The sequence below is a fragment of the Parabacteroides distasonis ATCC 8503 genome (genome assembly GCF_000012845.1).
In the GTDB taxonomy this organism is placed as follows: domain Bacteria; phylum Bacteroidota; class Bacteroidia; order Bacteroidales; family Tannerellaceae; genus Parabacteroides; species Parabacteroides distasonis.
On record NC_009615.1, the window covers coordinates 4,679,711 to 4,705,164 of the forward strand.

Annotated in this window: 25 protein-coding genes, 3 tRNA genes and 1 pseudogene; 14 read left to right on the top strand and 15 right to left on the bottom strand. The window is 44.7% G+C overall.

Annotated features, from left to right (window positions below):
* Positions 1-14: 14 nt before the first annotated feature.
* The 4 genes from BDI_RS19235 to BDI_RS19250 all read right to left on the bottom strand — a co-directional run bounded on the left by BDI_RS19235 (position 15) and on the right by BDI_RS19250 (position 4,222).
* Positions 15-953 (bottom strand): sugar phosphate isomerase/epimerase family protein, encoded by a 939-nt coding sequence (locus BDI_RS19235; RefSeq protein ID WP_012056206.1) that lies wholly within the window; start codon positions 951-953, stop codon positions 15-17.
* 12 nt (positions 954-965) lie between these two features.
* Complete coding sequence (locus tag BDI_RS19240; protein WP_012056207.1) at positions 966-2,348, bottom strand: Gfo/Idh/MocA family oxidoreductase; 1,383 nt, start codon at positions 2,346-2,348, stop codon at positions 966-968.
* A 20-nt stretch (positions 2,349-2,368) separates the two neighbouring features.
* Complete coding sequence (locus tag BDI_RS19245) at positions 2,369-3,946, bottom strand: SUMF1/EgtB/PvdO family nonheme iron enzyme (RefSeq protein ID WP_012056208.1); 1,578 nt, start codon at positions 3,944-3,946, stop codon at positions 2,369-2,371.
* A gap of 203 nt (positions 3,947-4,149) precedes the next feature.
* Positions 4,150-4,222: transfer RNA gene (locus BDI_RS19250), tRNA-Trp, on the bottom strand.
* A 135-nt stretch (positions 4,223-4,357) separates the two neighbouring features.
* Between BDI_RS19250 and BDI_RS19255 the strand changes: the two genes are divergently transcribed.
* Positions 4,358-4,963 carry an RNA polymerase sigma-70 factor gene (locus BDI_RS19255; protein WP_041525636.1) on the top strand — a complete coding sequence of 202 codons (606 nt, stop codon included), beginning with the start codon at positions 4,358-4,360 and terminating at the stop codon, positions 4,961-4,963.
* Between the two features lie 5 nt (positions 4,964-4,968).
* Here BDI_RS19255 and BDI_RS19260 read toward each other — a convergent pair whose 3' ends face one another.
* A complete protein-coding gene (locus tag BDI_RS19260) occupies positions 4,969-5,643 on the bottom strand; it encodes an HAD family hydrolase (protein ID WP_012056210.1) in 675 nt (224 codons plus the stop codon).
* Between the two features lie 66 nt (positions 5,644-5,709).
* Positions 5,710-5,783: transfer RNA gene (locus tag BDI_RS19265), tRNA-Pro, on the bottom strand.
* Positions 5,784-5,991: 208 nt separating this feature from the next.
* Between BDI_RS19265 and BDI_RS19270 the strand changes: the two genes are divergently transcribed.
* Both BDI_RS19270 and BDI_RS19275 read left to right on the top strand, forming a co-directional pair.
* Positions 5,992-6,067, top strand: a tRNA-Phe gene (locus BDI_RS19270).
* Positions 6,068-6,541: 474 nt separating this feature from the next.
* The gene (locus BDI_RS19275) at positions 6,542-7,777 is read left to right on the top strand and encodes a site-specific integrase (RefSeq protein WP_012056211.1); all 1,236 of its coding nucleotides are present in this window, start codon (positions 6,542-6,544) and stop codon (positions 7,775-7,777) included.
* Between the two features lie 839 nt (positions 7,778-8,616).
* On the opposite strand, the gene BDI_RS19280 is transcribed toward BDI_RS19275, so the two are convergent.
* A complete protein-coding gene (locus BDI_RS19280; RefSeq protein ID WP_032934321.1) occupies positions 8,617-10,560 on the bottom strand; it encodes an alkyl/aryl-sulfatase in 1,944 nt (647 codons plus the stop codon).
* Positions 10,561-10,699: 139 nt separating this feature from the next.
* Between BDI_RS19280 and BDI_RS19285 the strand changes: the two genes are divergently transcribed.
* On the top strand, positions 10,700-11,569 hold the full coding sequence (locus BDI_RS19285; protein WP_227742524.1) for a helix-turn-helix domain-containing protein: 870 nt from the start codon (positions 10,700-10,702) through the stop codon (positions 11,567-11,569).
* A 68-nt stretch (positions 11,570-11,637) separates the two neighbouring features.
* On the opposite strand, the gene BDI_RS19290 is transcribed toward BDI_RS19285, so the two are convergent.
* The 6 genes from BDI_RS19290 to BDI_RS19315 are packed head-to-tail and all read right to left on the bottom strand — an operon-like array spanning position 11,638 to position 18,134.
* A complete protein-coding gene (locus BDI_RS19290; RefSeq protein WP_008675282.1) occupies positions 11,638-12,288 on the bottom strand; it encodes an MgtC/SapB family protein in 651 nt (216 codons plus the stop codon).
* Positions 12,289-12,308: 20 nt separating this feature from the next.
* Positions 12,309-13,454: a hypothetical protein gene (locus BDI_RS19295; RefSeq protein ID WP_008675280.1), complete on the bottom strand. Its 1,146-nt coding sequence runs from the start codon at positions 13,452-13,454 to the stop codon at positions 12,309-12,311.
* Positions 13,454-15,145, bottom strand: a complete 1,692-nt coding sequence (locus tag BDI_RS19300; protein ID WP_041525712.1) for a SulP family inorganic anion transporter — start codon at positions 15,143-15,145, stop codon at positions 13,454-13,456. Before BDI_RS19300 ends, BDI_RS19295 begins: the two co-directional genes overlap by 1 nt.
* 4 nt (positions 15,146-15,149) lie before the next feature.
* On the bottom strand, positions 15,150-16,037 hold the full coding sequence (locus BDI_RS19305; RefSeq protein ID WP_008675272.1) for a glycine betaine ABC transporter substrate-binding protein: 888 nt from the start codon (positions 16,035-16,037) through the stop codon (positions 15,150-15,152).
* 25 nt (positions 16,038-16,062) lie between these two features.
* Entirely contained in the window at positions 16,063-16,878 is an 816-nt protein-coding gene (locus tag BDI_RS19310; protein WP_008675269.1) for an ABC transporter permease, read from the bottom strand.
* A gap of 20 nt (positions 16,879-16,898) precedes the next feature.
* Positions 16,899-18,134, bottom strand: a complete 1,236-nt coding sequence (locus BDI_RS19315; RefSeq protein ID WP_008675267.1) for a quaternary amine ABC transporter ATP-binding protein — start codon at positions 18,132-18,134, stop codon at positions 16,899-16,901.
* A 510-nt stretch (positions 18,135-18,644) separates the two neighbouring features.
* On the opposite strand from BDI_RS19315, the gene BDI_RS19320 reads away from it, so the two are divergent.
* Positions 18,645-19,766, top strand: a complete 1,122-nt coding sequence (locus BDI_RS19320) for a lipid II:glycine glycyltransferase FemX (protein WP_008675265.1) — start codon at positions 18,645-18,647, stop codon at positions 19,764-19,766.
* Positions 19,767-19,846: 80 nt separating this feature from the next.
* Positions 19,847-20,132, top strand: a pseudogene (locus BDI_RS21435) (site-specific integrase); the annotation flags it as partial.
* A 185-nt stretch (positions 20,133-20,317) separates the two neighbouring features.
* Here BDI_RS21435 and BDI_RS19325 read toward each other — a convergent pair.
* Positions 20,318-20,728: a hypothetical protein gene (locus BDI_RS19325; RefSeq protein WP_008675262.1), complete on the bottom strand. Its 411-nt coding sequence runs from the start codon at positions 20,726-20,728 to the stop codon at positions 20,318-20,320.
* Positions 20,729-20,919: 191 nt separating this feature from the next.
* On the bottom strand, positions 20,920-21,114 hold the full coding sequence (locus BDI_RS21480) for a hypothetical protein (protein WP_005634939.1): 195 nt from the start codon (positions 21,112-21,114) through the stop codon (positions 20,920-20,922).
* Positions 21,115-21,140: 26 nt separating this feature from the next.
* Between BDI_RS21480 and BDI_RS19330 the strand changes: the two genes are divergently transcribed.
* The 8 genes from BDI_RS19330 (at position 21,141) to BDI_RS21310 (ending at position 25,452) form a co-directional block, all read left to right on the top strand.
* Positions 21,141-21,437, top strand: a complete 297-nt coding sequence (locus tag BDI_RS19330) for a hypothetical protein (protein WP_005634950.1) — start codon at positions 21,141-21,143, stop codon at positions 21,435-21,437.
* Positions 21,422-22,564: a hypothetical protein gene (locus BDI_RS19335; RefSeq protein WP_012056215.1), complete on the top strand. Its 1,143-nt coding sequence runs from the start codon at positions 21,422-21,424 to the stop codon at positions 22,562-22,564. The genes BDI_RS19330 and BDI_RS19335 overlap by 16 nt, the downstream gene beginning before the upstream one ends.
* Positions 22,565-22,567: 3 nt before the next feature.
* The gene (locus BDI_RS19340; RefSeq protein ID WP_008675249.1) at positions 22,568-23,455 is read left to right on the top strand and encodes a hypothetical protein; all 888 of its coding nucleotides are present in this window, start codon (positions 22,568-22,570) and stop codon (positions 23,453-23,455) included.
* Positions 23,456-23,524: 69 nt separating this feature from the next.
* On the top strand, positions 23,525-23,791 hold the full coding sequence (locus BDI_RS19345) for a hypothetical protein (RefSeq protein ID WP_008675248.1): 267 nt from the start codon (positions 23,525-23,527) through the stop codon (positions 23,789-23,791).
* 35 nt (positions 23,792-23,826) lie between these two features.
* A complete protein-coding gene (locus tag BDI_RS19350; RefSeq protein ID WP_008675247.1) occupies positions 23,827-24,324 on the top strand; it encodes a DUF4313 domain-containing protein in 498 nt (165 codons plus the stop codon).
* 47 nt (positions 24,325-24,371) lie between these two features.
* Positions 24,372-24,971, top strand: a complete 600-nt coding sequence (locus BDI_RS19355) for a hypothetical protein (protein WP_008675246.1) — start codon at positions 24,372-24,374, stop codon at positions 24,969-24,971.
* Positions 24,968-25,267 (top strand): hypothetical protein, encoded by a 300-nt coding sequence (locus BDI_RS19360; protein WP_032934309.1) that lies wholly within the window; start codon positions 24,968-24,970, stop codon positions 25,265-25,267. The genes BDI_RS19355 and BDI_RS19360 overlap by 4 nt, the downstream gene beginning before the upstream one ends.
* Entirely contained in the window at positions 25,243-25,452 is a 210-nt protein-coding gene (locus tag BDI_RS21310; RefSeq protein ID WP_032934308.1) for a hypothetical protein, read from the top strand. Before BDI_RS19360 ends, BDI_RS21310 begins: the two co-directional genes overlap by 25 nt.
* Positions 25,453-25,454 lie beyond the last annotated feature (2 nt).

Consider the following 25,454-nt stretch of genomic DNA (forward strand, 5'->3'; position numbering starts at 1 on the left):
CTAAAGGCATCTTATCAAGCTTGTTCCCATTGTTCACGTAATAACTTGACGGCGGCGGGGACTACCACGTTACGGTCTCCCTGACATCCGCACTCGAAGCTTACGTAGTTGTTATAACCAATCATTTTCAATCCCTTGAAACCATTGATATAGTTATCGGCATCTCCATCCTCACCCGGCATGCTGCGACGTTTGCGGCTGGCCACGTGTACGTGTTGGAGATACTCTCCACCGGAGATAAAGGCTCCCATATCAGAGGTCTCTTCCCATGTCATATGCCAGAAGTCGCCCATGCAACGTACACCCGGATTATTGATATCCCGGCATAAAGAGGCGGCGTCGGCTACTTGACGTAGATAAAAACACTCTTTTCGGTTCAAAGGTTCAAAGATGACGCTAGTCCCATGCTGGGCGGCGAAAGTTCCCATCTCGTTGAATTGCTCGCAAAGGAAATCCCGTGTCTCCATCGTATGAGGCAAGGCGGGGACTTGACCATTAAAGGCAGGAACGATAATCACGCCCGTAGAACCTAATTCACCGGCTGCGGCGATGATCTCTTTCATCGTATCCATGCATTCCTTGCGGATGGCTGGATCGGTAGAAAGAATAAAGCCTTTGAAGCCGGCGCAGATGGCACTTACTTTGATGTTACGTCCGTTTAAGGCCTGCTTGATCTCGTTTACCCGGCCGGCTAATCCTCCGCCACCCGGCTCAAAACCTACAACGCCCAACTTCTCCATAAAATCAAGTTTCTCGTTCAAACTTTCACCCGGGGCGATTCCCTCTTGGAAAGAAAGCTTTAATTCAAGGTCCTTGCCGGTCTTGTCGCTCCCTTTTTCTCCTTTGGCAGTGTTTGCCGGCTTGGAAGAGCAGGAGGCCAAGGCCGTACTTCCTACCGCTAAAGCAGCGCCGGATAAGGAGGTTCTTAAAAAGTTTCTTCTATTTAATGTCATAAACAGTCCGGATTATTTCTTGTCGATTGGTTTACCCGGAACAGGAACGACGAAGCCGCTCATATCCATCTTTCCTAAGTTCAAATCTTTCGGAGTATAATCCAATGCAGAGGCAGTCATGGCATCCCAAGTGGTCTCGGCACCCGTGTAAGCGGACTCACGACCCATGATTGCGGCCATATTGGAGATAGCAGTCTCAGAAGCTTGCTCGATTTGTTTACCACCACGGATACAGTTGATCCAGTTTACATGCTCTAATGTATACGGGTCAGTTTGCTTGAAGTTCGTTTTTTCGGCCTCGCGATCATATTTCCAGATAACGTTTCCTGCCAAATCCTTGATCTCCATCGTGTCACTGCTCCATGATCCCTTGGTTCCTTGGATGAATTCGCTTACATTATTTGCACAACCATCTATCTGGCGGCACATACTATGCATATGGATACCATTTTCCATTGTGAAATCAACGCTGAAGTTATCATATTGGTCGCCAGTGATACGACGGTGGCGAGAACCGAAACCTACAGCCTTGACTGGTTTCAATCCGCTGAACCAAGTGAATACATCTATATTATGTACGTGTTGCTCTACGATATGGTCGCCGGAAAGCCATTTCCAGTTTACCCAGTCCTTGATCATATATTCGCAATCGTTCCATCCCGGTTGACGGTCCCGATACCAAAGCATATTTTGGTTCCAGTAAACCGTACCGCCCGTGATCTCACCGATCAATCCTTCCATGATCTTCTTGTAAGACTCGACATAACTGCGTTGGTGATGGCGTTGAGTACCGGTTACGACACATAAGTTCTTTGCCGCAGCTTGTTTCGCGGTAGCCATAATGGTACGGTAACCAACCGGATCAACACAGATAGGTTTCTCTAGGAAGGAATGTTTGCCCTTTTCTGTGGCGTATTGGAAATGAACCGGACGGAATACGGGAGGAGTGGCGACGATCACTACATCTACGCCGCTATCGATCACTTGCTTGTACGCATCCAAGCCGACGAAACGTTTGTCAGCCGGTACATCAATACCTTTCTCGTCTTTTAATTTCTTTGCCAAATCGTCGACACGTTCTTGGAACGTATCGCCTAAAGCCACGATCGTAACGCCGTTCGCAGCGTTCAAGAAGTTAAAAGCGGCTCCGGAACCACGTCCGCCACAACCGATTACACCAGCTTTTAGTTCTTTTCCATCAGTTGCCAGATCTGGTAATTCGGGCACGTAATAAGTACCGGGTTCTTTCAAAGGCTTTATTGCGTTCGCACTTTCACCTCCACCACAAGAAGTTAATACACCAACTGTACTACCTGTTCCAATTGCTCCAAGCGCACCCGCTAGGGCTGAACTTTTCAGAAATGATCTTCTGCTAATGCTGTTCTCTTTTTTCATGATATTATTTTTTTTAGACACTATTTATTAGGTTCACATACAACACGGAAACCGATTCCTCTGATATCGGAGTACCACCAGATACTCTTCGGCTGTTGCGGATCGGTTTTTAACCAAGCTTCATGTTTGGTATAATCACGGGAAGCGCAGCGAAGATCTGCCGCATCGGAGGTGTAATTACCGCCTCTCACTACCCATTCTGTACCTTCAGTAATCAATGGATCTGTGGCGCTACTTCCGCTTTTAGCGTAAGCTTCAGGATCATACTTGTCGGCACAATATTCCATTACATTACCCAACATATTCTTTAACCCAAAGGGATTGGCTTTTACCAAATCCGGTTCTTGCGTCTTGTTTTTGCTGTTCTTGCTATAAATCACATAAGAACCTATACTATCAGTCTTAGCGTCGAAAAATTTACGCCAGAAGCCTTGATCGGAGAAATCTTTTGGATTGCCCGTAAAGAAATAAGGCGTTTCCGTGCCGCCACGTGCCGCATATTCCCATTCCGCCTCGGTCGGTAAACGATAAGTCTTTCCTGTTTTCTTGGATAACCATTGGCAGAAAGTCTCGGCCGCATAATGAGTCATTGTAATAGCCGGGCGATCTCCGCCACCCCAGCCTTGATCCGGGAAACCGAACGGAGGTGTCGGACCGGAGATGGCATCGACATTCGGATTACTGTTATTTGCGTACACGGTCTCTGGCGGGGTACGGCCCTCACTCATCGTATTCCCATAGAAAGCCCAGTATTGATCCCAAGTCACCTCGACCTCAGCCATGAAGAACGGACTAACGGTTACGTTGTGTACAGGTGACTCATCTGCTTTATGAAACGCCTCTTTTTCCTCACTACCCATTTTGAATGAACCTCCGGGAATGGCAATCATCTTGAATGAGACCATTGTTCCGGGAATTTGTTCTACATAATCGGTAAAAGAGGTTACTGTAGTTGGTTCCTTAAAAAACAGGCTGGTATCTATCGAGGTTGCCCCGGATGTGTTTTGTCCCGGTATGCCAACCATCTTAGAGTGATTGTAGTTCGGATTGTAATGTCCTGCATCCAAATGGCAACTAATACATTGTAGATCTAGCTTTTTCTCATTCTCATCATAATATAAATGTGCTGTTACACCATCATCGGTAATTCCTTCGGGGAATAAGTTCTGATGGCACTCCTTACAAGATTCATTGGGGATATATTTAACGGCGTGTTCCAACTCGGACTTAGTTTCCCAATTGAAATCCGCGCTGTCTTTAGTCAAGTATGACCAAACATCTTTCATACCCAATTTAGCCTTTGCGCTATAATGTTTCCAAGTATTTGTTTGGGGTGGGAGGTGACAAGCTACGCAATGTGTCTTAACGCCACTTCCATTATTTACATGCTTGGAAAGTTTCCAACTGTTTTCTACGTGAGGATGCACGTGGCACATCATACAAGATTCATCTGTCGAGAAATATACAGATGTTTTATAAAGGGCGATCATAATCCCTGCTCCCAAAAATAATCCGAGGAACAGGATAAACGCCTTACTTTTGAAAAAATACTTTTTCCTCTCAGACGAGTATCGGTTTGAAAATTTGTTAGTTGTCATCTGTTTCTATGGTATACTATTTACACTAAGTCACAATTAGATTTAAAATCGGCAATAAAAGTAGTATATTCCTTTATATATTGAAAGAAAAAATAGTCTCTTTAACGAAAAATGTTGTCTTATTTACGCTTTTTTATCGCAATGGGAAGAGAAGGAGAATAATAAAAAAGCGGCAACACATATTCATAGTGTTGCCGCTCACGCACGGAAGGAGAGGCTCGAACTCCCGACACCTGGTTTTGGAGACCAGTGCTCTACCGACTGAGCTACTTCCGTATTGCGGGTGCAAAAGTAGTTTAATAATTTGAATATGCAAGTAAAATATGAGAAAAAATAGTCTGCTTTTTAAAAAGGCATTTAGATTATATTTAGTATGTTTGCCAAATCAAAGAAAAAGGAGTGGGAGTTTTTGTGCGAGATATCAAAGGGTTGCTTGAATCTGTGTCGGTAGATAACAGGGGAGCTTTCGAACGTTTTTATAATTTATATTATGATCAGGTTTTTCGCTTCGCTTATTATTGTTTAGGCGAGAAGGAGGCATGCCGTGAAGTTGTGACAGATGTTTTTTTCTCGGTCTGGCAATCTCGGAAACGATTAAAGGAGATTGATAATATAGATACCTATTTATATATTTCTGTACGTAACGAGTCTTTTCGTTATCAAGCAAGGAATAAAGACTTGAATAGGGCTTCTTTAAATGAGTTGTTGCCATTAATGGAAGAGGAAGATGAGGGTTCTCCGGAGGAGCATTTGGAGTTAAAAGAGATGAGAGAGATGCTTGATAAAGCGATTGACGAACTTCCTGAGAAATGCCGTCTTGTGTTTTTGATGTCTCGTGAGGAGGGATTGAAAACGAAGGAGATCGCGGAAATATTATCGGTTCAAGAGAGTACGGTTCGTGTACAGATGAAGATCGCTATAGAAAAATTGGTAGCCCGGTTGAAGCCGAGCTTTCCAAATATTTCATTCTCTTTATTGCTGATGTTTATTTTTAATGTGATTTATAGATCTGCTTAAGCTTTCTATATGGGGATATTCCCTGTTAGAAGGAAAGATGATAGTTCTTTTATATCAGTAACGATTTTGTTTGTTCCGGCATTCGCTAATTCTTCTTCATCCCCGTAGCCGTAAAGGACTCCTATTGAATCTATGTTATTCGCTTTGGCCCCTTCTATATCATATTTACGATCACCGATCATGACTACGTCAGACCGTGTTTTTATATCGGTGCTGTCTAATACATATTGTATTACATCCGCTTTTTCGGAACGGCTTCCGTCGAATGTGCTTCCTCCAACAAATGTAAAATAAGATTCTAAGTGGAAATATTCTAGAATTTGTTGAGCGAAGGGTTGCGGCTTTGAGGTGGCTAAGTAGATTTTCATTTCGTTTTCGGTAAGCAAACGGAGTAATTCATCAGTACCTTGATACAGGGTATTCTCGAAAATACCTTGTTTTGAAAAATATTCCCGGTATTTAGCAATGGCTACATCTGCTTGCTCATCTGTAAACTGATAGAAGTCCTTAAAGGATGTTTTTAATGGTGGCCCGATGAAAGGGCATAAAGATCGTAAATCTTCTACTTCTATATTGAAATAGGAGAGGGCGTACTTTACAGAACTGGTAATACCAATCATAGGATCGGTTAATGTACCGTCCAGATCGAACAATATATGTTGATACCTTTTGTTATTCATTAGATATTAATAGGATTGAAAAAAGAAAGGCAAGATCTCTTTCAAGATTCTTGCCTTTTTGATAAGTCGGGATGAGAAGACTCGAACTTCCGACCTCCACGTCCCGAACGTGGCGCGCTAGCCAACTGTGCTACATCCCGTTTTTTTTGTTTTGTTGTATCGTTGTCTCGATTACGGGTGCAAAGGTACACATTGTTTTTGAACTTGCAAGAGAAAAGTGGATTTTTTTGCAGGAAAAATAGATAATTTCCTGTCCCGTGAATTTTTCTTTCAAAACATTTGCTGGATTAAAAATAATACCTACCTTTGCACCCGTAATCGAAACAACGATATACAAAACGACATGATGGTGCCATAGCTCAGTTGGTAGAGCAAAGGACTGAAAATCCTTGTGTCCCCGGTTCGATTCCTGGTGGCACCACCAAAAAGCTTTTCAATTTTAGAAAACCCTTGAATTAGAGATAGTTCAAGGGTTCTTTTTTTACCCTCACTACGCATTCCGCTACATATTTGTGAAGTTGGATTTCGCCAATTCAGTGGCTTTTTTTAAGGCTTTTGAAAAAGCCATAAATATGCACCATACTTCATTGTTTTTCAACTGTTTGACAATTTCAATCTCCGGTGTGAAAAAGTAATTTTGCACACATGACCGGATGGAGTTGAAAATGTGAAAGAAATTTAAAAATTCGATGTTTCCCATCGGAATAAAAAAAAGGAATCGAACCCGGGATACAAAAGGCAATTCGAACTTGAGAAAAATTGGATTTTTATGGCTTTTCTATGGCTTTTCCTAAAGCCTTAAAAAAAAGCCACCGAATTTAACACTTCGTTTCACTATCTCATGCCATCCGGTTTTGACGAAACAATTGGATGTAACACCTCTAAAAAAACAAAAGTGATGAAACAAGGAACAATGAACATTCTTTTTTTCGTGCTCAAAACGAAATTGTTGAAAAACGGCGAGGCCCCCGTACTGATGCGGATAACCATCAACGGGAACTACGACGATGCCCGTATCCAAAGAAGCGTGCCTCTGAACCTATGGAATGCGGCCAAAGGATGCAGTAAGGGCAGGGATAGGGCATCCGTTGCGTTGAATACCTATATTGCGGAATTACACGCACGTGCCCTCGAGAAACACAAGGAACTGGTATTGGAACAGGCCCTGATTACCCCGAAACTGATCCTGAAACGTGTTTTCGGGAAAGACACCGAAATGCGTACGCTGCTCGGTACCATGATGGAAGGCATCAAGGAAATGGAAACACTAGCAGGGATAGACTACTCTCCCGTCACGATTAATCGGTACAAGAACGTGGTGAAGAAATTGCAGCAGTTCATCCCCTCTTATTACGGTAAGGAGGAGGTCACTTTCCATGAGCTGACACCGGAGTTTATCCATGCGTTTGACATTTACCTGAAAACGGAAGGAAGACTGTGTCGGAACACGATAGTCCGCTACATGAAATGTTTCAAGAAATTCACCAATATGGCATTGGCAAAGGAATGGATGCGTAAGAATCCTTTTTATGGTTACAAGATGGAGCAGGACGAAACCGATCCGGTATTCCTGACTTACGACGAATTACAGGCCGTCATGAAAAAGAAATTCACCATCCCACGGCTCGAGCTGGTCAGGGACATTTTTGTCTTCGCATGCTTCACCGGTCTCGCGTTTTCCGATGTAGCCAGTCTGAACAATGAGCATCTGGTGCAGGACAATCTCGGGGACTGGTGGATAAGGAAGGGAAGGGTCAAGCTGGAGCGCCGCAGAAAAGCGTCTTCTATCAGCAACATTCCGCTATTGCCCGTTCCTTTGGCCATATTGGAAAAATACAGGGAACATCCGGCCTGCATAAAGAAAGGATGCTGCCTGCCTGTCATGTGTAATCAGAAAATGAACAGCTACCTCAAGGAAATAGCCGATTTCTGCGGTATAAAGAAGAATCTGACCACGCATGTGGCCCGCCATACTTTCGGAACCACCGTAACGCTCGCCAATAATGTACCCTTGCAGGATGTATCCGTTATGCTCGGCCATGCCTCCACACGCATGACACAACATTATGCACGGGTGATGAACAGTAGCCTGAAAGCGGCAATGAACAATGTGAAGGAACGTCTGTCTCAATAAACATACAATGGGCTAGCCATTGAAGGGGTACCAAAAGTCAGTTCCTTGTTTTTTAACTTACAGTCTGTAAGTCTACAAAGAAATACATTCAATAAACTTGAGATTATTACTTTCTCTATCTAGAAATAAGGGTAATTTCACGTCTTTTACTTTTAAACTGTAAGTAACAGTAATGGACTATCCGACTTTTTGGACAGCCCCTGCCTATTATTTATTTAGGGTAAAAATATTTGCTCTTCTCGATTATCTTTCTTTGAGAAATTCTTCTAAAGAAATAGAAAAATGACTTCTTAAGCCTATTTCTTTAGGTTATATGAAATAGTAATCTGAGAAACTCTGTTCTTTCCAGCTCAACTCTTCTTAACCTAATTTTTATTCGAAACCATGATATATAATAATAAGAACCGTATGCTGATAAACAACTATAGATAATCCGATTTGAACCCCTAAGAACAGGATTTGATGTTGGACAGATTTATATTATTCATGGTATATATTGAGTTAATTTCTTACACCTTATAATATTGATGGATGTGCCAATGAATACGAAGCTAGTGAGGTTAATCATGCACAATTTATTTATGGGCAAGTAGCAGATGTATAGAACGGGGTGATCACAATTTTTCTTTTTAATAAAGCAGAATTTCGATGATTCTTGAACGAAGGTGAAGAGTTCCTTTTCTGAGTCTTTTGCTATGTTTAAGCAGATAGATGCCTTGGATATGAATAACCCCCTGGATTTTTTTACCGTTTTGAACTATATAAAGACAGGATGGTGACACAGAAAAGCGGATGCACATCCATGCACCCGCCATGAAAAAACAATGTGCTGTTCCCATTTACGGCAATACAATTTTGAAATTAGGATCCGCCGGTTCATAGGCACTACAGATAACATCCATAGCTTGGGTGTTTCCCGTAGTTCTCACTTTGTTCGTCTTTAGCAAAGTTTGTAAATCTGTTCTGCCGAAGAACAGTTTGATGAAGTCCATTTTCTCAATCTCCAGGGTCAGGTCAGCTTTCTCATCCTGACTGTCAAGGCGGTGATTCAACACCCCGTTATTTAGCATCAACATCACTTTCTCTTTCGTATCTGTGAAGTTGATGTTGATAACCGCTTCCTTTCCGGCAGCTTTCTCCCCGTTCAGTTGGATGGCGCAGTAATCAAGCAAAGTCCCCATGTCCATCTGCGCCAACACCCCGTCATTGATGAGCTGTGATGTATAAGGCACATCTTTCTTGAACAAGTCTCGTGCTCCTGTCAGATAGAAGTTGCGCCACGGTCCGCTTTCTGCCTGATAACCCAGTTGGGTATATGTGTCTGCCAATAATCGGCGTGCTTCCTTGTTTTCCGGTTCTGCAAAGACCAGGTTGTCCAGCAGCGTAGCTACCCAACGGTATTCACCTTTGGCGTACGATGCCTTGGCCACTTCGAGCACTTTGTCGGCACCACCGATGGCCTCTACATATTTAGATCCCAGTTCTGAAGGAGGCAACGGGTTGAGGTGTGCTGGATTGCCATTGAACCAGCCAAAGTAAAGGTCATACTGCGCCTTCACGTTGTGGCTCAGTGTGCCGTAATATCCACGGCAATTGAACTGCGAGGCAAGTGAGGCGGGCAGTTTCATCTCTTCGGCGATTTCATCAGGTGTCAGACCACGGTTGGCCAGGTGCAAGGTCTGGTCGTGCAGATAGCGGTACATATCACGCTGGGCTTCCCAATAATCCACGATGCGTTCATTACCCCAAGTTGGCCAGTGATGGGTTGAGAATGACACCTCCACCTGATCACCGTAACGTTCGATGGCCGTATCTATCGCCTTGCTCCACAGCAGCCCGTTACGAACTTTCGCACCACGCAACGTTTGCAGGTTGTGCATATTATGTGTCATGTCTTCTGCCGTACAGAAAGCTTTCAGTTGCGGAAGCCAGACCATGATTTCCACGGGTGCTTCCGTATCGAGTACATAGACAAACTCCATCTCCACACCGTCAATGATATGTTTCTCTCCTGTGTTTGCTATTTCGATGGTGGGACGGGCGATACCCTTGCTACCCGTTGACATACGCTGTCCCAGGCCACAGCCTAACGTACCCTCTTCCCCCGGTTTCAACTGCAAACCATACATATAAGTGGCGCGGCGGGTCATGGCTACTCCTGCCAGTACATTCTCGTTTTGTGCCGAAGCCATGAAGCCCTTAGGAGCGATGATGTTGAAATCCTTTTTAGAGGAAGCCTCCTTTACCGCTGCGATGCCTCCGTAATGGTCACCATGGGGATGGGTGAAAATCACACCTTGTACAGGCAGGTCGGCCACATGCTTCTTAATGAGGTCATAGCCTGCCTTCGCAGCGGCGTCGGTAGTCGTCACGTCAATGATGATCCAGCCATTGTCAGAACGGATGAAAGTCATGTTGGCAATGTCGAACCCTCTTACCTGATAAAGTTTGCCGGGTATCACTTCAAACAGTCCGTTGATGCGGTTAAGCTGCGACTGCCTCCACAGGCTGGGGTTGGCAGTCTGCGGTGTTTCATTCTTCAGAAAATCCCATTCCTCCACTGAATAAGACACTTTTCCGTCTTTGCCCAATACCGCTTTTCCATCAATACTTGCAATAAATCCTCGGTTCGCGTCTTCAAAATCCTGACGGTCGTTGAAATTCAGTTCCGTATTTACAGTTTCATTAGCACGGATGGTATGTTCCGTAGCCGGTTTCTGTGCCCAAAGAACTGACGGAATGACCGTCATGGAGAGTGCCATAGTCAAAAATTTTATTTTCATTGTCATACTGATTTGATTACGTTGCAAAATTACTGCGTTATTTCATGCTTGTAAATGCGTTTTTCTGCATTTGGTTTGTATATTTGTACGATTATTAATGAGAATATGCTTTATTAACCTAATTTACATGTTGTTTTGTATGATTCAGCCCGTATTCACATTCGACAACTTGCTTCAACGCCTACAGCTGGGCAAGGATGCCACTCCTTTCGTCATCTGGCATGAAAAAGACTTGTTCGGTACACACGACAACCCTGTAAAGATAGACCTTCCCTGTCTGTTTCTTTGCTTGGACGGAGAAATGCTACTGGACATCAACCTGCAACCCTACTGTTTCAACCGTGAGCACCTGCTTTGCTTCACCACACCCTGTGCCTGCCGCATTGTAAGCCGCAGCCCCGGTTTCAGGTGTGTGGGTCTGCTGCTTTCAAAAGCCTTTTGGCGGCAACTCGTCCATATCGAGCGGACTTTGGGGAAGATTGCCATACGCAATGCTTTCATTGCCCTCAATGAAGACGAACACGAACGGTTGAGCCGTTTCTATGACCTGCTGTGTCTCTGCGCTGACGCTTCCGGCTTGAAAGATTCCTCAGGAACTCTTTATCCGCTCATTTTGGGAATGTTCTGCCAAGTACGCAATGTCTGCCGACGCTTGGAAGATACCGTCATCCCCGCATCACACAGCGAGAAGATATTTTATGACTTTCTTGATTTGTTGCACACCCATTACTGCCAACAGAGGCGCGTATCATTTTATGCAGATGAACTTTTACTGACCCCCCGTCACCTCACTACCGTTATCCGGCAAGTAAGCGGGCGAAGTGCCGCACGGTGGATAGAGGAATACATCGTACTTGAAGCGCAGATCCTGCTGCGTAATTCTTCCAAAGCTATCAAGGAGATTGCTTATGATCTGGGATTTAATGAACAGTCACTTTTTTCCAAATATTTCAGTAGGGTTTCGGGTAGTTCACCTGAGTCATATCGCCTTTATTCCACTGCAGATTAGACAGGGCAGTTTCAGCTAAATTCCCTGTTTTTACGAACTTATTATATAAAATCTGTTTATAGGATTTCTCATTCTATACTTGAAATAGTGACATCGTCAAATTCATCCATATAATTGATGAGTCGTTCGTTGTGATTGCCACGTTTAACTTTCATCTCAATGCTGGCCTCGAATATTTCACCTTGTGAGGTACGACGGTCACGCAGTTCATAAGAATAGAGTTCGATGCAGTCTTCCTTTATTTGGTTAACCACCCGCTTCACGCTCTCTTTCTTAGTTGCTGTAAAGGTAAGTTGTACTGTAGTAGTTCCAAAAATCGGAATAAAGGAATTCATGACTTCCAGTCCGAAAAGCACCATAGCTGTAGCTATGCCGGCTGCTATATACATGCCAGTTCCACAGGTCAATCCGATAGCTGCCGTCACCCATAATCCAGCAGCAGTAGTCAGACCACGCACTACATTCTTTTGAAAAATAATGGTTCCCGCTCCAAGGAAACCAATACCGGAAACCACTTGTGCCGCTACTCTCGATGAGTCTTTCAAATCAAACCCAAAGCCATATTGTGATACAATACAAAAAAGGGCACTACCCAATGCTACTAAAAAATGTGTACGGAATCCGGCTTCTTTTGAACGGTATTCACGTTCTATTCCTATGATTCCTCCTAAAATAAGAGCTACAAATAATCTAAGTGTTATTTCTAAAATCATATTCATTGTCTATGTATTTTTTATTATTAAAAATAGTATCCCATATTTATGTTGATTCGAACATTGGTGGCATTATCGGAACTTTGCGCAAAAGCATTGTTCCAATCGTTTCCTATCCATGCGTGGTTATGCCCGATGGCATAATCAACATAAACAAACACCGGTCCCATTACAAGTGAACAGCCTGTCACATTCTGAAAGCTGTCGGAATAGCCTCCTACACGTTTATGCAATAAACTGAAATCATTATAAAGGCATATCTCATCCAGAAAACCTTTTCGGAACGGAATGTGATAAGCTAATGCCATAGAATAAATATCTGCTTTTGAAGTTACTTGGTAAGTTGCCCCGAAAGCAGCCAAAGTGATTTGATGGCGGGTATCCATTGATTCGTCCGCTAAATGGATGTCATAAGTGGTATATTGTGCCTTGAAATTCCAACGCTTGTAATCAAGCACATAATGCAGGGCGGTAGCCCATCGATACCCCATTGCCCCACTATCCAGATGATAGACTCCGCCCACCAAAACGGAAGCACCCGCTTGATGTTTCCATTTGTTACCCCATTGGTAGGTAGCATGAATGTTACCTTGGTTCACTTCCTTGTGTCGTCCAGCAATATCATATGAATATCGGTCTGTTGTCAGTTCTGACTTGTCTCCGAAATCTGTCAATCCCGAATTTTTAAAGAAAGCGGCTTGTACTTCCCATTGCCGGCTACGGAAAATGTATTTTAACCCCATATCTGCGTCATCTTCCAGTCCCACATAATATTGGAGATTGAAAAAATAACTGTTTGACGTATATGGCAGTATTCCGAACGGTACCGTTGTAAGCCCCATTTGCAATTGGTTGTTTTTATCAAACTGATACCCCAACCACCCTTGTCTTAACATTCCTCCCCCTGATGAAGAAGGGTAAAAACGATAATCGGCTGAAAGCTGGAATTTATGATAGGATGCATCTACATTCAGCCGAAACACATCAAATCCAAAATCCCCGCCACGTTTTCGGCATCCCGCTTTCCAGTCCGAATAATTATAATTGAAACGGAGTGCCCCACCTATTTTTAATACAGGCTTCTCTTTTATACTGCTATCAGGAGTTTTTGCCCTGACCGGGATTATCCATCCGGCCATTAAAATAGCCATCAATAAATATATCTTTTTCATTATTGTTCTGAGTTTATAATGTTTTGTGCCCGTTTAAGGGCTGCGTTGATATGGGGACAAATGTTTTCCTCATTCAGTAAACTGTAAAATCCGGAATTGTGAAGAGTGGCATGTACGTTTTCATTCACTCCGGAGAGTACGATTCTGATGCCTTCCTTGTGGCTCATACGACAGAGACTTGACAAATTATTCACTCCCGTGGAATCAATAAAAGGTACCCTGCGCATACGGATAATGCGTACTAAAGGTTTGTCGCCAAGTTCTGCCATCACTTCTTCAAACTGAGTGGCAATACCAAAAAAATAAGGTCCGTTAATTTCATACACCTCCACACCATCGGGAACAGCAATTGTTTCTTCGCTATCCATATACAGATCTGTTTCTTCGCACGGTTTGATTTCATCCTTAATTACAGAGATTTCTGTGGTTTTCATCACACGCCCGATAAATGACACGCAAGCTATGAGTAACCCCATTTCTATGGCAATGGTAAGGTCGAAAATAACCGTAAGAAAAAAGGTGATGAGCAATACAGCCACATCCGACTTGGAACCTTTGAGCAACTCTCTGAAACTTCTCCATCCGCTCATATTATAGGAAACCACCACCAATACACCTGCCAGACAAGCCATTGGGATATATTGTGCCAACGGCATAAGTAACAACAATATCAACAGTAGCACGACAGAATGGACGATTCCAGCTACAGGTGTATGCCCGCCGTTATTGATGTTAGTCATGGTACGAGCTATGGCACCGGTGGCCGGAATACCTCCAAACAGCGGTGTACACATATTTGCCACTCCGAGGGCAATCAGTTCAGTATTGGAGTGATGGCGGTCACCTATCAGTCCATCAGCCACTTGTGCAGATAACAAAGATTCTATGGCACCCAAAATGGCAATAGTGACGGCAATAGGGAAAAGCTCTTGAATTGCTTTCCAATCAATGGATGGAATAACAACCTCAGGAAGAGACGACACGAGAGTAAACCGTGTTCCGATAGTGTCTATGCCCGTTATGCCACAATAATTACCGAGAACCCATACAACAAGAGTAACGATAAGAATCGCCATTAATGATCCCGGTATCTTTCGTAACAGCCGGGGAGTAAGCAGAATGATTCCTATACTCAACAGGCTGGTCAACACATTCCAACCATTTATACTGTCCATATGACGGATATAAACCATCCATTTACCGATAAAATCACCTGGAACTTCCTCACTTGCTAAATCCAATCCCAATACGTCAGCCATTTGCGTGGTGAAGATTGTCATGGCTATACCGGCCGTAAATCCGACAATGATGGGATAAGGTATAAACTTGATCACAGTCCCCAGTCTAAATACTCCCATGAGTATCAATAGTACACCAGCCATAAACGTGGCAATTGCCAATCCGTGGAAACCATACTCTTGGACAATGCCATACACTATGACGATGAAAGCACCAGTCGGTCCTCCAATCTGCACCTTGCTTCCTCCTAAGAATGAAATGATGAATCCTGCAATAACGGCTGTAATAATCCCCTTTTCCGGTGAAACACCGGACGCTATGGCAAATGCTATGGCAAGCGGCAATGCCACAATACCGACAATAGCACCGGCCATCAGGTCAGACACGAACAAGGATTTGTTGTAATGTCGTATACTTGTAAAAAACTTCGGTCTAAAATTGCTTGTTTGAATCATATTAAACTCTTAATCTCCGGTAATCGTATTTATACATTTTCGTTTCCTTGTCTTTGGGTATCCAACTGTCCACCAAAGCTCTGTTTTGTTTTATCCATTCCCTTACAGCCTCGCGTTCCGTTCCCCTTGTCTGCTCAATGGCACTCATCAGTGAACTGATTTGCCGGTCCGTAAGATGAATATTCCCCAACAGTTCTGCGGCGAATGGATGTTCCTTGCTGAATCCGGTACGGGCAATCGCCCGGATATATTCCGAGACTCCATAGATATTTTTCGGGTCCTCCAATACTTTAAGCTCGTAACGGTCGAACATCCAATGGGGTGTCCATCCGGTTACTACAATCCATTCTTTCTTTTTAATCGCCTTGTCAAGAAGCGCAGTCATGGCCGGACCGCTTGAAATCATCAGTTTGTAATCCAGTCCGTAAGTTGGTATGGCCGTTTCCGTACATTTCATGATACCCGTGCCTGCATCAATGCCTACAATTTCCCCATTGAAACGTTCTGTGAACTCCGGCAGCTCCTCTATGCTGTTAATGGGGACATAAGCCGGTACCACAAGACCGATACGGGCACTGTCGAACACCTGCCCCAATATTTCAAATTTTCCCTGATATTTTTCAAAATAGGGTTTATGCGTAACGGGAAGCCAACTGTCAAGAAACACATCCGTCTTTCCACGTGCAAGCGAGGTGAATATCGGGGCGATATCCGCATTGAGCAGTTCTACTTGAAAACCTTGTTCCACAAGAATTTCACGGGCTAAATGGGTCACTGCGATACCTTCCGCCCAGTTAGGATAAGCGATGCTTATTTTATTGGGGTTGATGATACACGATGTCATCAAAATACTGCTGATAATGGTTGTGATAAATCTGAATATTCTCATAAATTCATTGTGCTAAATATGATGATTATTTCTTTTGGGCGATACCTTGAGTAATACGGTCTAAAATAATAGCCAGTATTACAACGGCAATGCCGCCTTCAAAGCCGAGTCCGATTTTCATTTGTGTGATACCTTTCAGTACCACTTCTCCCAAACCACCGGCTGAAATCATGGCAGACACCACTACCATGGAAAGTGCCATCATGATGGTCTGGTTGATGCCGGTTAGTATGGTGGGTAAAGCCAAAGGCAACTGCACCTTGAAAAGTAATTGGCGGGGAGTGGCCCCGAACGATCGGGCAGCCTCTATTACGTTTTCAGGTACTTGCCGTATGCCCAATCCCGTAAGCCGCACCACCGGAGGCATGGCAAAGATGATGGTGGCGAAAGCACCGGGAACCGTACCCAATCCGAAAAACAATACCGCAGGAATCAGATAGACGAAAGCGGGCATGGTCTGCATACAGTCCAGAACGGGACGGAGCATCCGGTTACAGCGTTCACTTTTTCCCGCCCAAATGCCGAGTGGGATTCCTATCAGCAAAGCCATGCAAGTGGAGGAAAGCACTAAGGCAAGCGTTTGCATGGTTTCCTCCCAAAATCCCATACCCCATATCAGCAACAGTCCCAGAAGAGTAAAAGCCCCCATACCTTTACCCACTTTCCACCAAGCCAGTAAAACGGTCAGTGGAATAAAAACATAAAACGGGATAGCGTACAATGCCAGTTGGAAACTATCAATAAAACTTTCTACGCCTACATTCAACGCATCAAAAAATACCGCACCTTCTTCGGTCAGCCATTCGATGGCTGCTTCTATATAACATCCTATATCTATCATTGTATATATCGTTTTTTGTATTATAAATCAATTGCTTGTTGGATAATGTCGTTTATCTCTTCCTTATCCTTGCCGGTCACTTCCACAATGAGCGATGAAAGTGGAACCACTCCTTCAAATTCGCGTTCTTCATTCACCACCCAGATCGGTGAATTGGTCTTGGTCATCAGCGGAAGGATGTCTTCCACCACCGTGTCTGCGGTAATGGAATGAACCTCGCTTTTTATGACCGAAGCGATGTCTTTTACTTTCGCTTCACGCAATTTCACAAGATCTCTCAACCGGACCTCGCCTTGCAGAATACCGCCCGCATCCACTACGGGAAGTACGGTAAGTTTACGCTCTTTCATTTTGCGTATGAGTACTTCCGGTCCTTCCTTACCCAAACGTGCAACCAGAGGCTTATCCACCATAATTGAAGCGGCTGTAACGATACGGCTGCGGTCCACGTTTTCCACAAAACTACGCACATATCCATTGGCGGGTTCCGTGAGGATTTCCTCCGAGGTGCCAATCTGTTGAATCTCACCGTCGCGCATGATAGCGATACGGTCACCCAATTTGATGGCCTCTTCCAAGTCATGGGTAATGAACACGATGGTTTTCTTCATTTTCGATTGTAAGGCCAGCAGCTCATCCTGCATCTGTACCCGAATCAATGGGTCGAGAGCCGAGAAAGCCTCGTCCATCAACAGTACCTCGGGGTCATTCGCCAAAGCACGTGCCAATCCGACACGTTGTTGCATACCGCCTGAAAGCTCGTTTATCATCTGGTTCTCATAGCCGTCAAGTCCCACAAGTTTCATGCTTTCCAGTGCTTTTTGTTCGCGCTCTTCCTTACCTATACCTTGGAGTTCAAGTCCGAAAACGATATTCTGTAACACGGTACGATGGGGTAGCAGGCCGAAATGCTGAAATACCATAGCCAGTTCCTTGCGACGGACGGCACGCAGTTCCTCATCAGGCAGGGTGGCGATATTCTTGCCATTGACCGCAATTGCTCCAAAGGTGGGTTTGTTAAGTCGGTTGAAGCAACGCAACAAACTGGATTTTCCGCTTCCGCTCAACCCCATAATGACAAATATCTCACCTTCATTGATGGCAAAGTTGGCGCCATTTACAGCGACAGTACATCCTGTTTCTTTCTTGATTTCCTGTTTACTCTTTCCTTTCATCAGCATCTTGAATGCTTTATTCCGTTCACGACCGAAAATAAGGTAGAGTTTCATTACTTCTATTTTCTTTTTCTCATTCATATATAACCTTTCTTTTATTCGTTAATCTTTTCTCAGACTTAAACATAAAAGCAAGTTTAATGTCTATCTGTCAAACAAATAGGCACACGGAAATTCTATTGTCATTCCATGCGGAACCACAATCATTTCTTCTTTTACTGTTTCTGAAAACAACTGCAATAGGGGCGATACTAATGAGTCTGAATCATGTGAGATAAATGGATTTATTTTCAACAAAGAATTGTCCTGATGATTCTACCCTCTAAAGGCTTTTGTTGCATGATGTATTTGCAAAGATACTTAAAAACATACGGTTAAACAAATGTTATTGGCTGGTATTCGGGACTTTTACAGCCCCATACGTAGTATGGATAATTTCTTAATATTTTTCAACAAATGGAAAAAGATGGCAAATAATCCACGTTTACAGTTTTTTTTCTTGGCGACCATTTTTATAAAGACTAATTTTACATTTTTATGTTAATTCGCTCTGTTTGTTATCTGAAAGAGCACAAAAATCTATTTCACAAAATGAATATCCGACTGGAACCCAAAGAGATCACAGATGCTTATAGTACGCCCATTGTTCAGCAGACTTCCTTTTGGTCGAAAGTAAAAGAACAGCTTGGCATGAGTTCCTGCGCTTTTGATTACAGTGTGCGCAATAGTGAACTTTATACCCACGTGGGAGGTTATACGTACACTCAAGCCGATTTCATAATGTTCTTTCAATATCTCAACCGTGAGGATTATATTGCTTACTTACCCTATGGCCCCGAGATAGAACCATCAGAAGAAAATCAAGGTATTTTTCTGGAAGAACTTTCTGAATCACTTCGTTCATTCCTACCCAAGCATTGCATAGCCCTACGTTATGACCTCAATTGGGAAAGCCATTGGTGCAAGGCGGATGATTTTGATGAAGAGGGGCGCTGGATAGGACTTCCTGGGAAAGAGTCTCAGGAGATAAAGCTCAATTACGGTACTTGTTGTCACAACCTGCGTAAAGCCAACACCAATATCTTGCCGGTCAATACCATTGTTCTTGATCTGTCCACCACAGAAGAGAAGCTTCTTGCACGTATGAAACCTAAGACACGTTATAATATCCGGTTGGCATTGAAGCGTGGAGTGGAGGTACGTTCAGCCGGAATCGAAGGATTACAAATCTGGTACAGCCTCTATAAAGAAACTGCTTTACGTAATGGGCTTCACCTGAACGATATTCAATATTTCCATTCCATATTTGCTTCAAAGATGGAATGTGACGATCCCAAAGTGAATGTAAAGCTGCTCATAGCCTATCACGACAACACTCCGTTGGCTGCGATGTTCCTGGTCTTCTCATCCCATAGGGCTACTTATCTCTATGGAGCCTCTTCGTCATCTCACCGTAATCTGATGCCTACTTATGCCTTGCAATGGAGAGCTATACAGCTGGCGCGTGAGCACAACTGCTTGGAGTATGACATGTTCGGTATCGCTCCGTATGCCGATGCCTCACATCCCATGTACGGGCTTTATAAGTTCAAACATGGTTTTGGCGGAGAAATCTATCATCAGTTGGGATGCTGGGACTATCCATTGAAAGAGGATATGTATCAATATTTTACTGCAAAGGAAATGAGCTTGCAGGGATATTACCAGCCTTAAAAACTGTTATTACGATCATGAGAAAGAAAATACGACTAAGATTCTATTTTTTTTCATGGAACTTTATATTGATGTGCTGAAAAACAATAATTAAAGATTATTATAACTGGATGCTTGGACATGTGCTTTGGCAAACTCCACTGCCTCTGGGCGTGTCAATACCTTGAAAGGGCTGATGTATATTGCACATGGAAAAAGGTAAATACGGGTTCATCCGTTTTCATTGTTCGAGTATATGCCCGAATACAAAAGACATTCCTTTTCGAGAGGGATTACAAAGGATAATCCGTCTGGAAATGAAATACAAACGCCTGCGTGCCATATGCGATATGTTCCTAATTTATGTATCTAACCGGTCTAGCATTTTCCTATATCGTCAACTTGAACAATGAGCATCCAGTACAGGCCAATCTCGAAGACTGGTGGATAAGGAAAGGGACAAGCAGGATTTCCATAAAAAGTGTCTGAGAAGAATGCCTTCTTTTATGTTTTGCAGTTTGTCTGTTATCCATTTTTTCCATAAAAAACATCGTTGGTCTTTATAATTATTACTAGGCCCCTGTACTGGCGAAATAATCCATCATGGACACTACATATCCAAGTAACGGTATCAGTACACCGATTACATATACCATAGCGTACCCCAAAAGGACGAGAGGCAATATTTTACGGTAAAGACCGGCGATAACAAGAAATATAAACAAAAAGCAAGAACCATAAACTCCTATTTGAAAACCGGGCATCAATTCATAAACGGGTACGGGCTCGGGGTTAAGCATGGCTCCGGCCACAATGGAATAAAGACTTGCCAACAATATAAACAATGTATACAGGCAGCTCTTAAAAATCCCGGGATCGTTTCTTTTACAATAGAGAATTGTTTGGATATCACTCCTAAGAAACTCAATACCCAGCAAGAGAGCTACCATGACACCCGTATCAAAAGCAGAGAATGTATTCATTTCAATCAATCACCTTTGACGCGAAGATATGTATTTATTCCGGAATGCCACGCCTTCGCTTGTTTTACGATATGATATTGATATCCGATAGTTTGGAAAATATTTGAAAAACCTTCGTTGTATGCTTTTAAATTTGCTCATTACACTTATTACACGTTGTATCCGACAAATTGAAAATCCCAGCCATTCTTTCAATTTCTTACCTGCAAATATAGCCCTTTGCCGGGTTGATTGCGCAAGGCGGCCCCTTTCAGGGGCTGGTTGGCTAAAAGAAAATCATCCTCGCTTCGCTGCGGTATTTTCTTTTGCCAAGCCTTGCGCAATCCCCGGCAAAGGACAGTCCGGCAAGTAAGAAACCGAAAAACCGGCTCCACGGAGCCGATCATGTCAAACAAACTAAAAAAATGAAGGTATGAACAGAGAGACAACAAGCAAAGTCCACAAAGGACAGCAGGGTGCCAATCCGAAAATGAGAATGTTGGTTTATCGGGAAAGGAGCTATCCCGCACGGAAGGTGCAAGGCAGGGACGGAAGCTATACGGTTGCCGCAGACAGCCTGGTGCCGGAACTGCTGGACGGCATCAGAAGCCTTGACCCGGCAGCTTTCAAGCTGGACGAGGAAATCGCCTGCTATTGCTCGGACGAGGAAATCCAAAAACTGGCGGACGAAGAACTGGTAGAAATAATTTATGAATGGCAACGGTTATGACTGAAACAACAACAGCAAAGGTCCGGGAAGAACAAGTAACGGGCCTTACCGCAGAGAATGCGCACCGGGTCACGATGATCCGGGAAAAGGGTACGGACCATCCACCCGTACCGTTCCATTTCAGAAAGGAGCATCATGGAACGGGCAACTATGTACACCTGTACGGAAATCCGGAAGATCGGAATGAATTGCATTCCAGGGACTTCAAAGACTGGGAAGCCGTAGCGTTCAAACATCCTGGCTATCTGGAGGATATGTGGAAACAGGCTTGCGACGCATACGCCTGGAGTTCCTTCGACCCGGAGATTCGTGGCGAGACGGACATCATGATTTACGGGGAGGAGCTGCACAACGACCTGCAACTCATGCAGGAAGAGGAACGGGATACATACATCGCCGCCTACCGGAAAAAGCTATCCGCCCAGCTCTCGGCCCTCTCACGCTGCGCCAACCCGATGGTGACGGGACGGGGCGGATTTGATTACCACAGGCAGGAGAATACGAACAGAAGCTATCAGAACCGCTACGAGGAGTTCCGCAATTGGCGGCAAAAGGTTCTTGAAGCCGTCAGACGGAAAAAGGAAGCCGCACGACCGGAGGAAGAAAAACTGGAAAAGGCATGGCAGACGCTCAAACGCGACATCAAGAGCAGCGCCGACACCATCCACGGGATTGACACCGGACAATGCCGGGGTTATAACCGTGCCCTGTTCGTCAGCAGCATCCTGAACAAGGTATCCACCTTCGCCAATCACGGGGAAGTGGAAATCGTCCGCAGGGCCGTGGACTTCATTTCCGAATATAACGCAAGGGTAAGGAAACCCGTCATCACCCCAAGAAACAAATTCTTCCAATTGCCGGAACTTGCGGAACGGATGCGTGAAAGGCTGAAAGCGGTGCAAAGCCGGGAAAACAAGGAAGTGTCGTTCGAGGGCGGGACACTTGTATGGAACTATGGGGAAGACCGCCTTCAGATCCTGTTTGACAGGATTCCCGAAGACAACAGACGAAAGGAACTGAAATCCTCCGGATTCCGCTGGTCACCCAGAAACAAGGCATGGCAACGGCAGCTCACCTCCAATGCCCTCAGTGCCGCCAAGAGAGTGTTGAACCTTCAAAACATCTGAACCATGAATAACGACAAACTGAAATTCGTAGTCGATTCACGCAGTTTTGACGGCAGCTGCGTGACCACCATGTCTGACGGAATACACGGCGACTACCATCATGAGACACTGGAGGAACTGAGGGACAGGGAAAAGAACCCGTACCTCATAGCCGTGTCCGGAAATACCGTCCGCAAGATGATACGCATCCACCTGCAATCCCTCTGCGCCCCGTTCAGTGAGATTACGGAAGAAAGATATTTCGACTACATGGATGTCTTGCCCCCCATCCGCCATACCCGGAATTTCTTTTTCCAGGGAGAGCCTTATCATGCGGACATCTACCGGTTCTGCTTCCGGGCGGGCGGACGCTACTTCACGGGACTCCGCTCCGTTACCACGCCAAGAAAGGAACTGGAACGGCAGATGGACAACCATTACCGGAACATTACCTTCAAAGGAGACATCCTGAAAGAAAAGCCGATGGTCATCTCTGACCACGCACGGCATGCCTCTATAATTATAGTTCCTTATCTGTTTCTTGACATAAATGGCGAGAAGAAGTTCATCTGCAACCTGATGAGAGGAACGGACGAATCGTCAGGCAGGGATGTAAGGCTGGAAACCGCCAAAATCCTGCGAAGCCTGCGCCGTCATCATTTCCTCTACTTCTCCGGCTATGAGGGAAACGACGATATGGACAAGTTCCTAGGCGAAGTGATGAAGAAAAAGCACACCCTGCTGGCAAATGGCAACTTCCTCCAATATCCCGTGAACCGGGAGTCCGTGTCGTTTACCGGAACGGTCAGGGAAACAGGCGAGCCGTTCTTCTTCCGGATTTACGACAGGGAGCTGTTCCTGCACCTGTTGTACGTCCTGAGAGGCATCAAAAGGGAAAAAGCTAAAATATAACGTGACACATAACGACGGTATGGTGACTGTCTTTCCGACCCGTCACCATACAAAAAAAACAATGAGATCATGAGAACTGTGACCGAAGAATCGTTGCGACGCAGGCTGGCCCGTCTGGAGTCGGCCCTGGAAAGCGAAAAGGCACGCCTGAGAAAAGTATGCGGCGGCATCCCCTGGGGAGCCGGGATGAGGCGTACCAAATGTACCCCCTCATTCCGAAGGGAGGACGAACTGATTGGGAAAATCAAGGCGGTGAAACAGCAACTCTCCCAAATGTCCGCAGGCGGTGACAATCACACGTTTAAAGAAACAGGCAGGCGAATGCCGGCCAATTAACTTGCAAGTCAATAATTTTAAAACCAGTTACGAATATGAACACCCAATTGGCTATAATCCGTTCAGAGGGAAAAGAACATCTCTGTTACCGGGAAGAGGAATGTTTTGTCGATGTATCCTATCCGATGGTGACATTTACCAAAGGGGAGGATGATTTTGAAATTGTCAAATGCGACCATCCGTCCATGGAAGAGACTTTCCTGTATCAGGAAAGCCGTCTCTCAATCGTGATTGAAATGTACCATAACGGCTGGCCGGCATTGTCTCTGAAAGATCCCGTGACCCATGAGATATACACGGTCCTGACGGTCAACTTAGAAGATAAGGCGGCATTCTCACTGCCTGACAGGGCATTCGTGGACATCAACAACAATCCTGATGCCATGGAGTTCCTTCTGTCCAACAAATTGGCTGAGGATACAGGTTATAGACGTCAGAGCGGTTGGGTAAGCTACCCGATGGTCACACTTAACCTTCCGACGTTTTACAGGCTTGACCCACATGCCTTTAGCGCAATATTGAATATCCGGTAATCCTTCCGGGCAATGAATCTGGTATCAACAATCAAATGGAAAGAATCATGAAAAGATATGACATAAGAGTAAGGTATTCCTTCGAGGGCACTTACACGGTAGCGGCAGAAGACCGCGATGAAGCAAAAAGAATGGTAAATGACGATTGCGGTCTTGTTTTGGGCGGCGATATCCACACGACACGCGATGACGATGAAGTGTTGGACTGGGATTTCTGTATCCATCCCGACACGCGGATTCTCTCCTTGCAGGAAAGAGGCGGAAAAGGAAGTTTACCGTCAGAAGCCGTTGATTTCAGCGGCAGGATCAAGGAACTGCGGGGGGACATCATCGACGCGATACGGCAGTTGCTCCATACTCACTGCATGAAAGAAATTCGTCTTCCGGAAGAGGATTATGATCCGGTCTGGGTGATATGGTTTGGCAAGAACGGAGAACTATATGAATGCAGGGTGACAGGACTCCGGGTAACGGCGGACAGCCTGACCGTCCTTGCCAAAGAGAAAGAAAGCGGTGACGAGGTGCAGTGTCACAGCCCGTTTGAACTCGGCGCAAAGAACATAGACTGGCTTCATGAGATGTATGAGGCTGTGTGGCATCAACTGAGAGAAACAAACAATGTAGAATCACAAATAGAAGAACCATGAAATATCAAGCGGAAAATACCGTCTCCAGTTTCTTCTACTACATGTGGAACGCCTGGAGCGAGGAGGAATGCAAAGCCGTGTATGGCGGCATGTACCCGCATTTCTGGGAAAAATGGTGCGTGGCGACAGACAAGGGCACATTCGGCGCAGCGGAACGGTTCTACCTGGAACTCTCGGAAGACAACCGCAGGATTCTGGTGGAACGGGCCGTCTCGATATATGACGGACGACACTTCAGAAAAAGGAACAGTAACCCCAAAAATCAAACAGTATGCGAGGAAACATTATCAGTCTGATCGGCAGCTCATGCGGTTGCAGTCAAACGGAAGCACAGGAATACCTGGACTCCGAAATCCGGTACCTACGCGAATTGCAGGAGGTGGACGACTTGAGAGAAGATGACATGGAAACGGTCTGTCTCAACCTCGGTCTTGACCTTGACTACCAGGAATATTTTATCAACCGCCTCGCAGGGGCATAAAA

Bases quoted from the DNA above. Each gene is read 5' to 3' on its own strand.
- BDI_RS19285 (WP_227742524.1), top strand. From the start codon at position 10,700: ATGATTCAGCCCGTATTCACATTCGACAACTTGCTTCAACGCCTACAG.
- BDI_RS19340 (WP_008675249.1), top strand. From the start codon at position 22,568: ATGAATAACGACAAACTGAAATTCGTAGTCGATTCACGCAGTTTTGAC.
- BDI_RS19345 (WP_008675248.1), top strand. From the start codon at position 23,525: ATGAGAACTGTGACCGAAGAATCGTTGCGACGCAGGCTGGCCCGTCTG.
- BDI_RS19335 (WP_012056215.1), top strand. From the start codon at position 21,422: ATGGCAACGGTTATGACTGAAACAACAACAGCAAAGGTCCGGGAAGAA.
- BDI_RS19305 (WP_008675272.1), bottom strand. From the start codon at position 16,037: ATGAGAATATTCAGATTTATCACAACCATTATCAGCAGTATTTTGATG.
- BDI_RS19310 (WP_008675269.1), bottom strand. From the start codon at position 16,878: ATGATAGATATAGGATGTTATATAGAAGCAGCCATCGAATGGCTGACC.
- BDI_RS19325 (WP_008675262.1), bottom strand. From the start codon at position 20,728: ATGAATACATTCTCTGCTTTTGATACGGGTGTCATGGTAGCTCTCTTG.
- BDI_RS19295 (WP_008675280.1), bottom strand. From the start codon at position 13,454: ATGAAAAAGATATATTTATTGATGGCTATTTTAATGGCCGGATGGATA.
- BDI_RS19280 (WP_032934321.1), bottom strand. From the start codon at position 10,560: ATGAAAATAAAATTTTTGACTATGGCACTCTCCATGACGGTCATTCCG.
- BDI_RS19355 (WP_008675246.1), top strand. From the start codon at position 24,372: ATGAAAAGATATGACATAAGAGTAAGGTATTCCTTCGAGGGCACTTAC.
- BDI_RS19240 (WP_012056207.1), bottom strand. From the start codon at position 2,348: ATGAAAAAAGAGAACAGCATTAGCAGAAGATCATTTCTGAAAAGTTCA.
- BDI_RS19245 (WP_012056208.1), bottom strand. From the start codon at position 3,946: ATGACAACTAACAAATTTTCAAACCGATACTCGTCTGAGAGGAAAAAG.
- BDI_RS19330 (WP_005634950.1), top strand. From the start codon at position 21,141: ATGAACAGAGAGACAACAAGCAAAGTCCACAAAGGACAGCAGGGTGCC.
- BDI_RS19350 (WP_008675247.1), top strand. From the start codon at position 23,827: ATGAACACCCAATTGGCTATAATCCGTTCAGAGGGAAAAGAACATCTC.
- BDI_RS19275 (WP_012056211.1), top strand. From the start codon at position 6,542: ATGAAACAAGGAACAATGAACATTCTTTTTTTCGTGCTCAAAACGAAA.
- BDI_RS21480 (WP_005634939.1), bottom strand. From the start codon at position 21,114: ATGATCGGCTCCGTGGAGCCGGTTTTTCGGTTTCTTACTTGCCGGACT.
- BDI_RS19315 (WP_008675267.1), bottom strand. From the start codon at position 18,134: ATGAATGAGAAAAAGAAAATAGAAGTAATGAAACTCTACCTTATTTTC.
- BDI_RS19360 (WP_032934309.1), top strand. From the start codon at position 24,968: ATGAAATATCAAGCGGAAAATACCGTCTCCAGTTTCTTCTACTACATG.
- BDI_RS19290 (WP_008675282.1), bottom strand. From the start codon at position 12,288: ATGAATATGATTTTAGAAATAACACTTAGATTATTTGTAGCTCTTATT.
- BDI_RS19260 (WP_012056210.1), bottom strand. From the start codon at position 5,643: ATGAATAACAAAAGGTATCAACATATATTGTTCGATCTGGACGGTACA.
- BDI_RS19235 (WP_012056206.1), bottom strand. From the start codon at position 953: ATGACATTAAATAGAAGAAACTTTTTAAGAACCTCCTTATCCGGCGCT.
- BDI_RS21310 (WP_032934308.1), top strand. From the start codon at position 25,243: ATGCGAGGAAACATTATCAGTCTGATCGGCAGCTCATGCGGTTGCAGT.
- BDI_RS19320 (WP_008675265.1), top strand. From the start codon at position 18,645: ATGAATATCCGACTGGAACCCAAAGAGATCACAGATGCTTATAGTACG.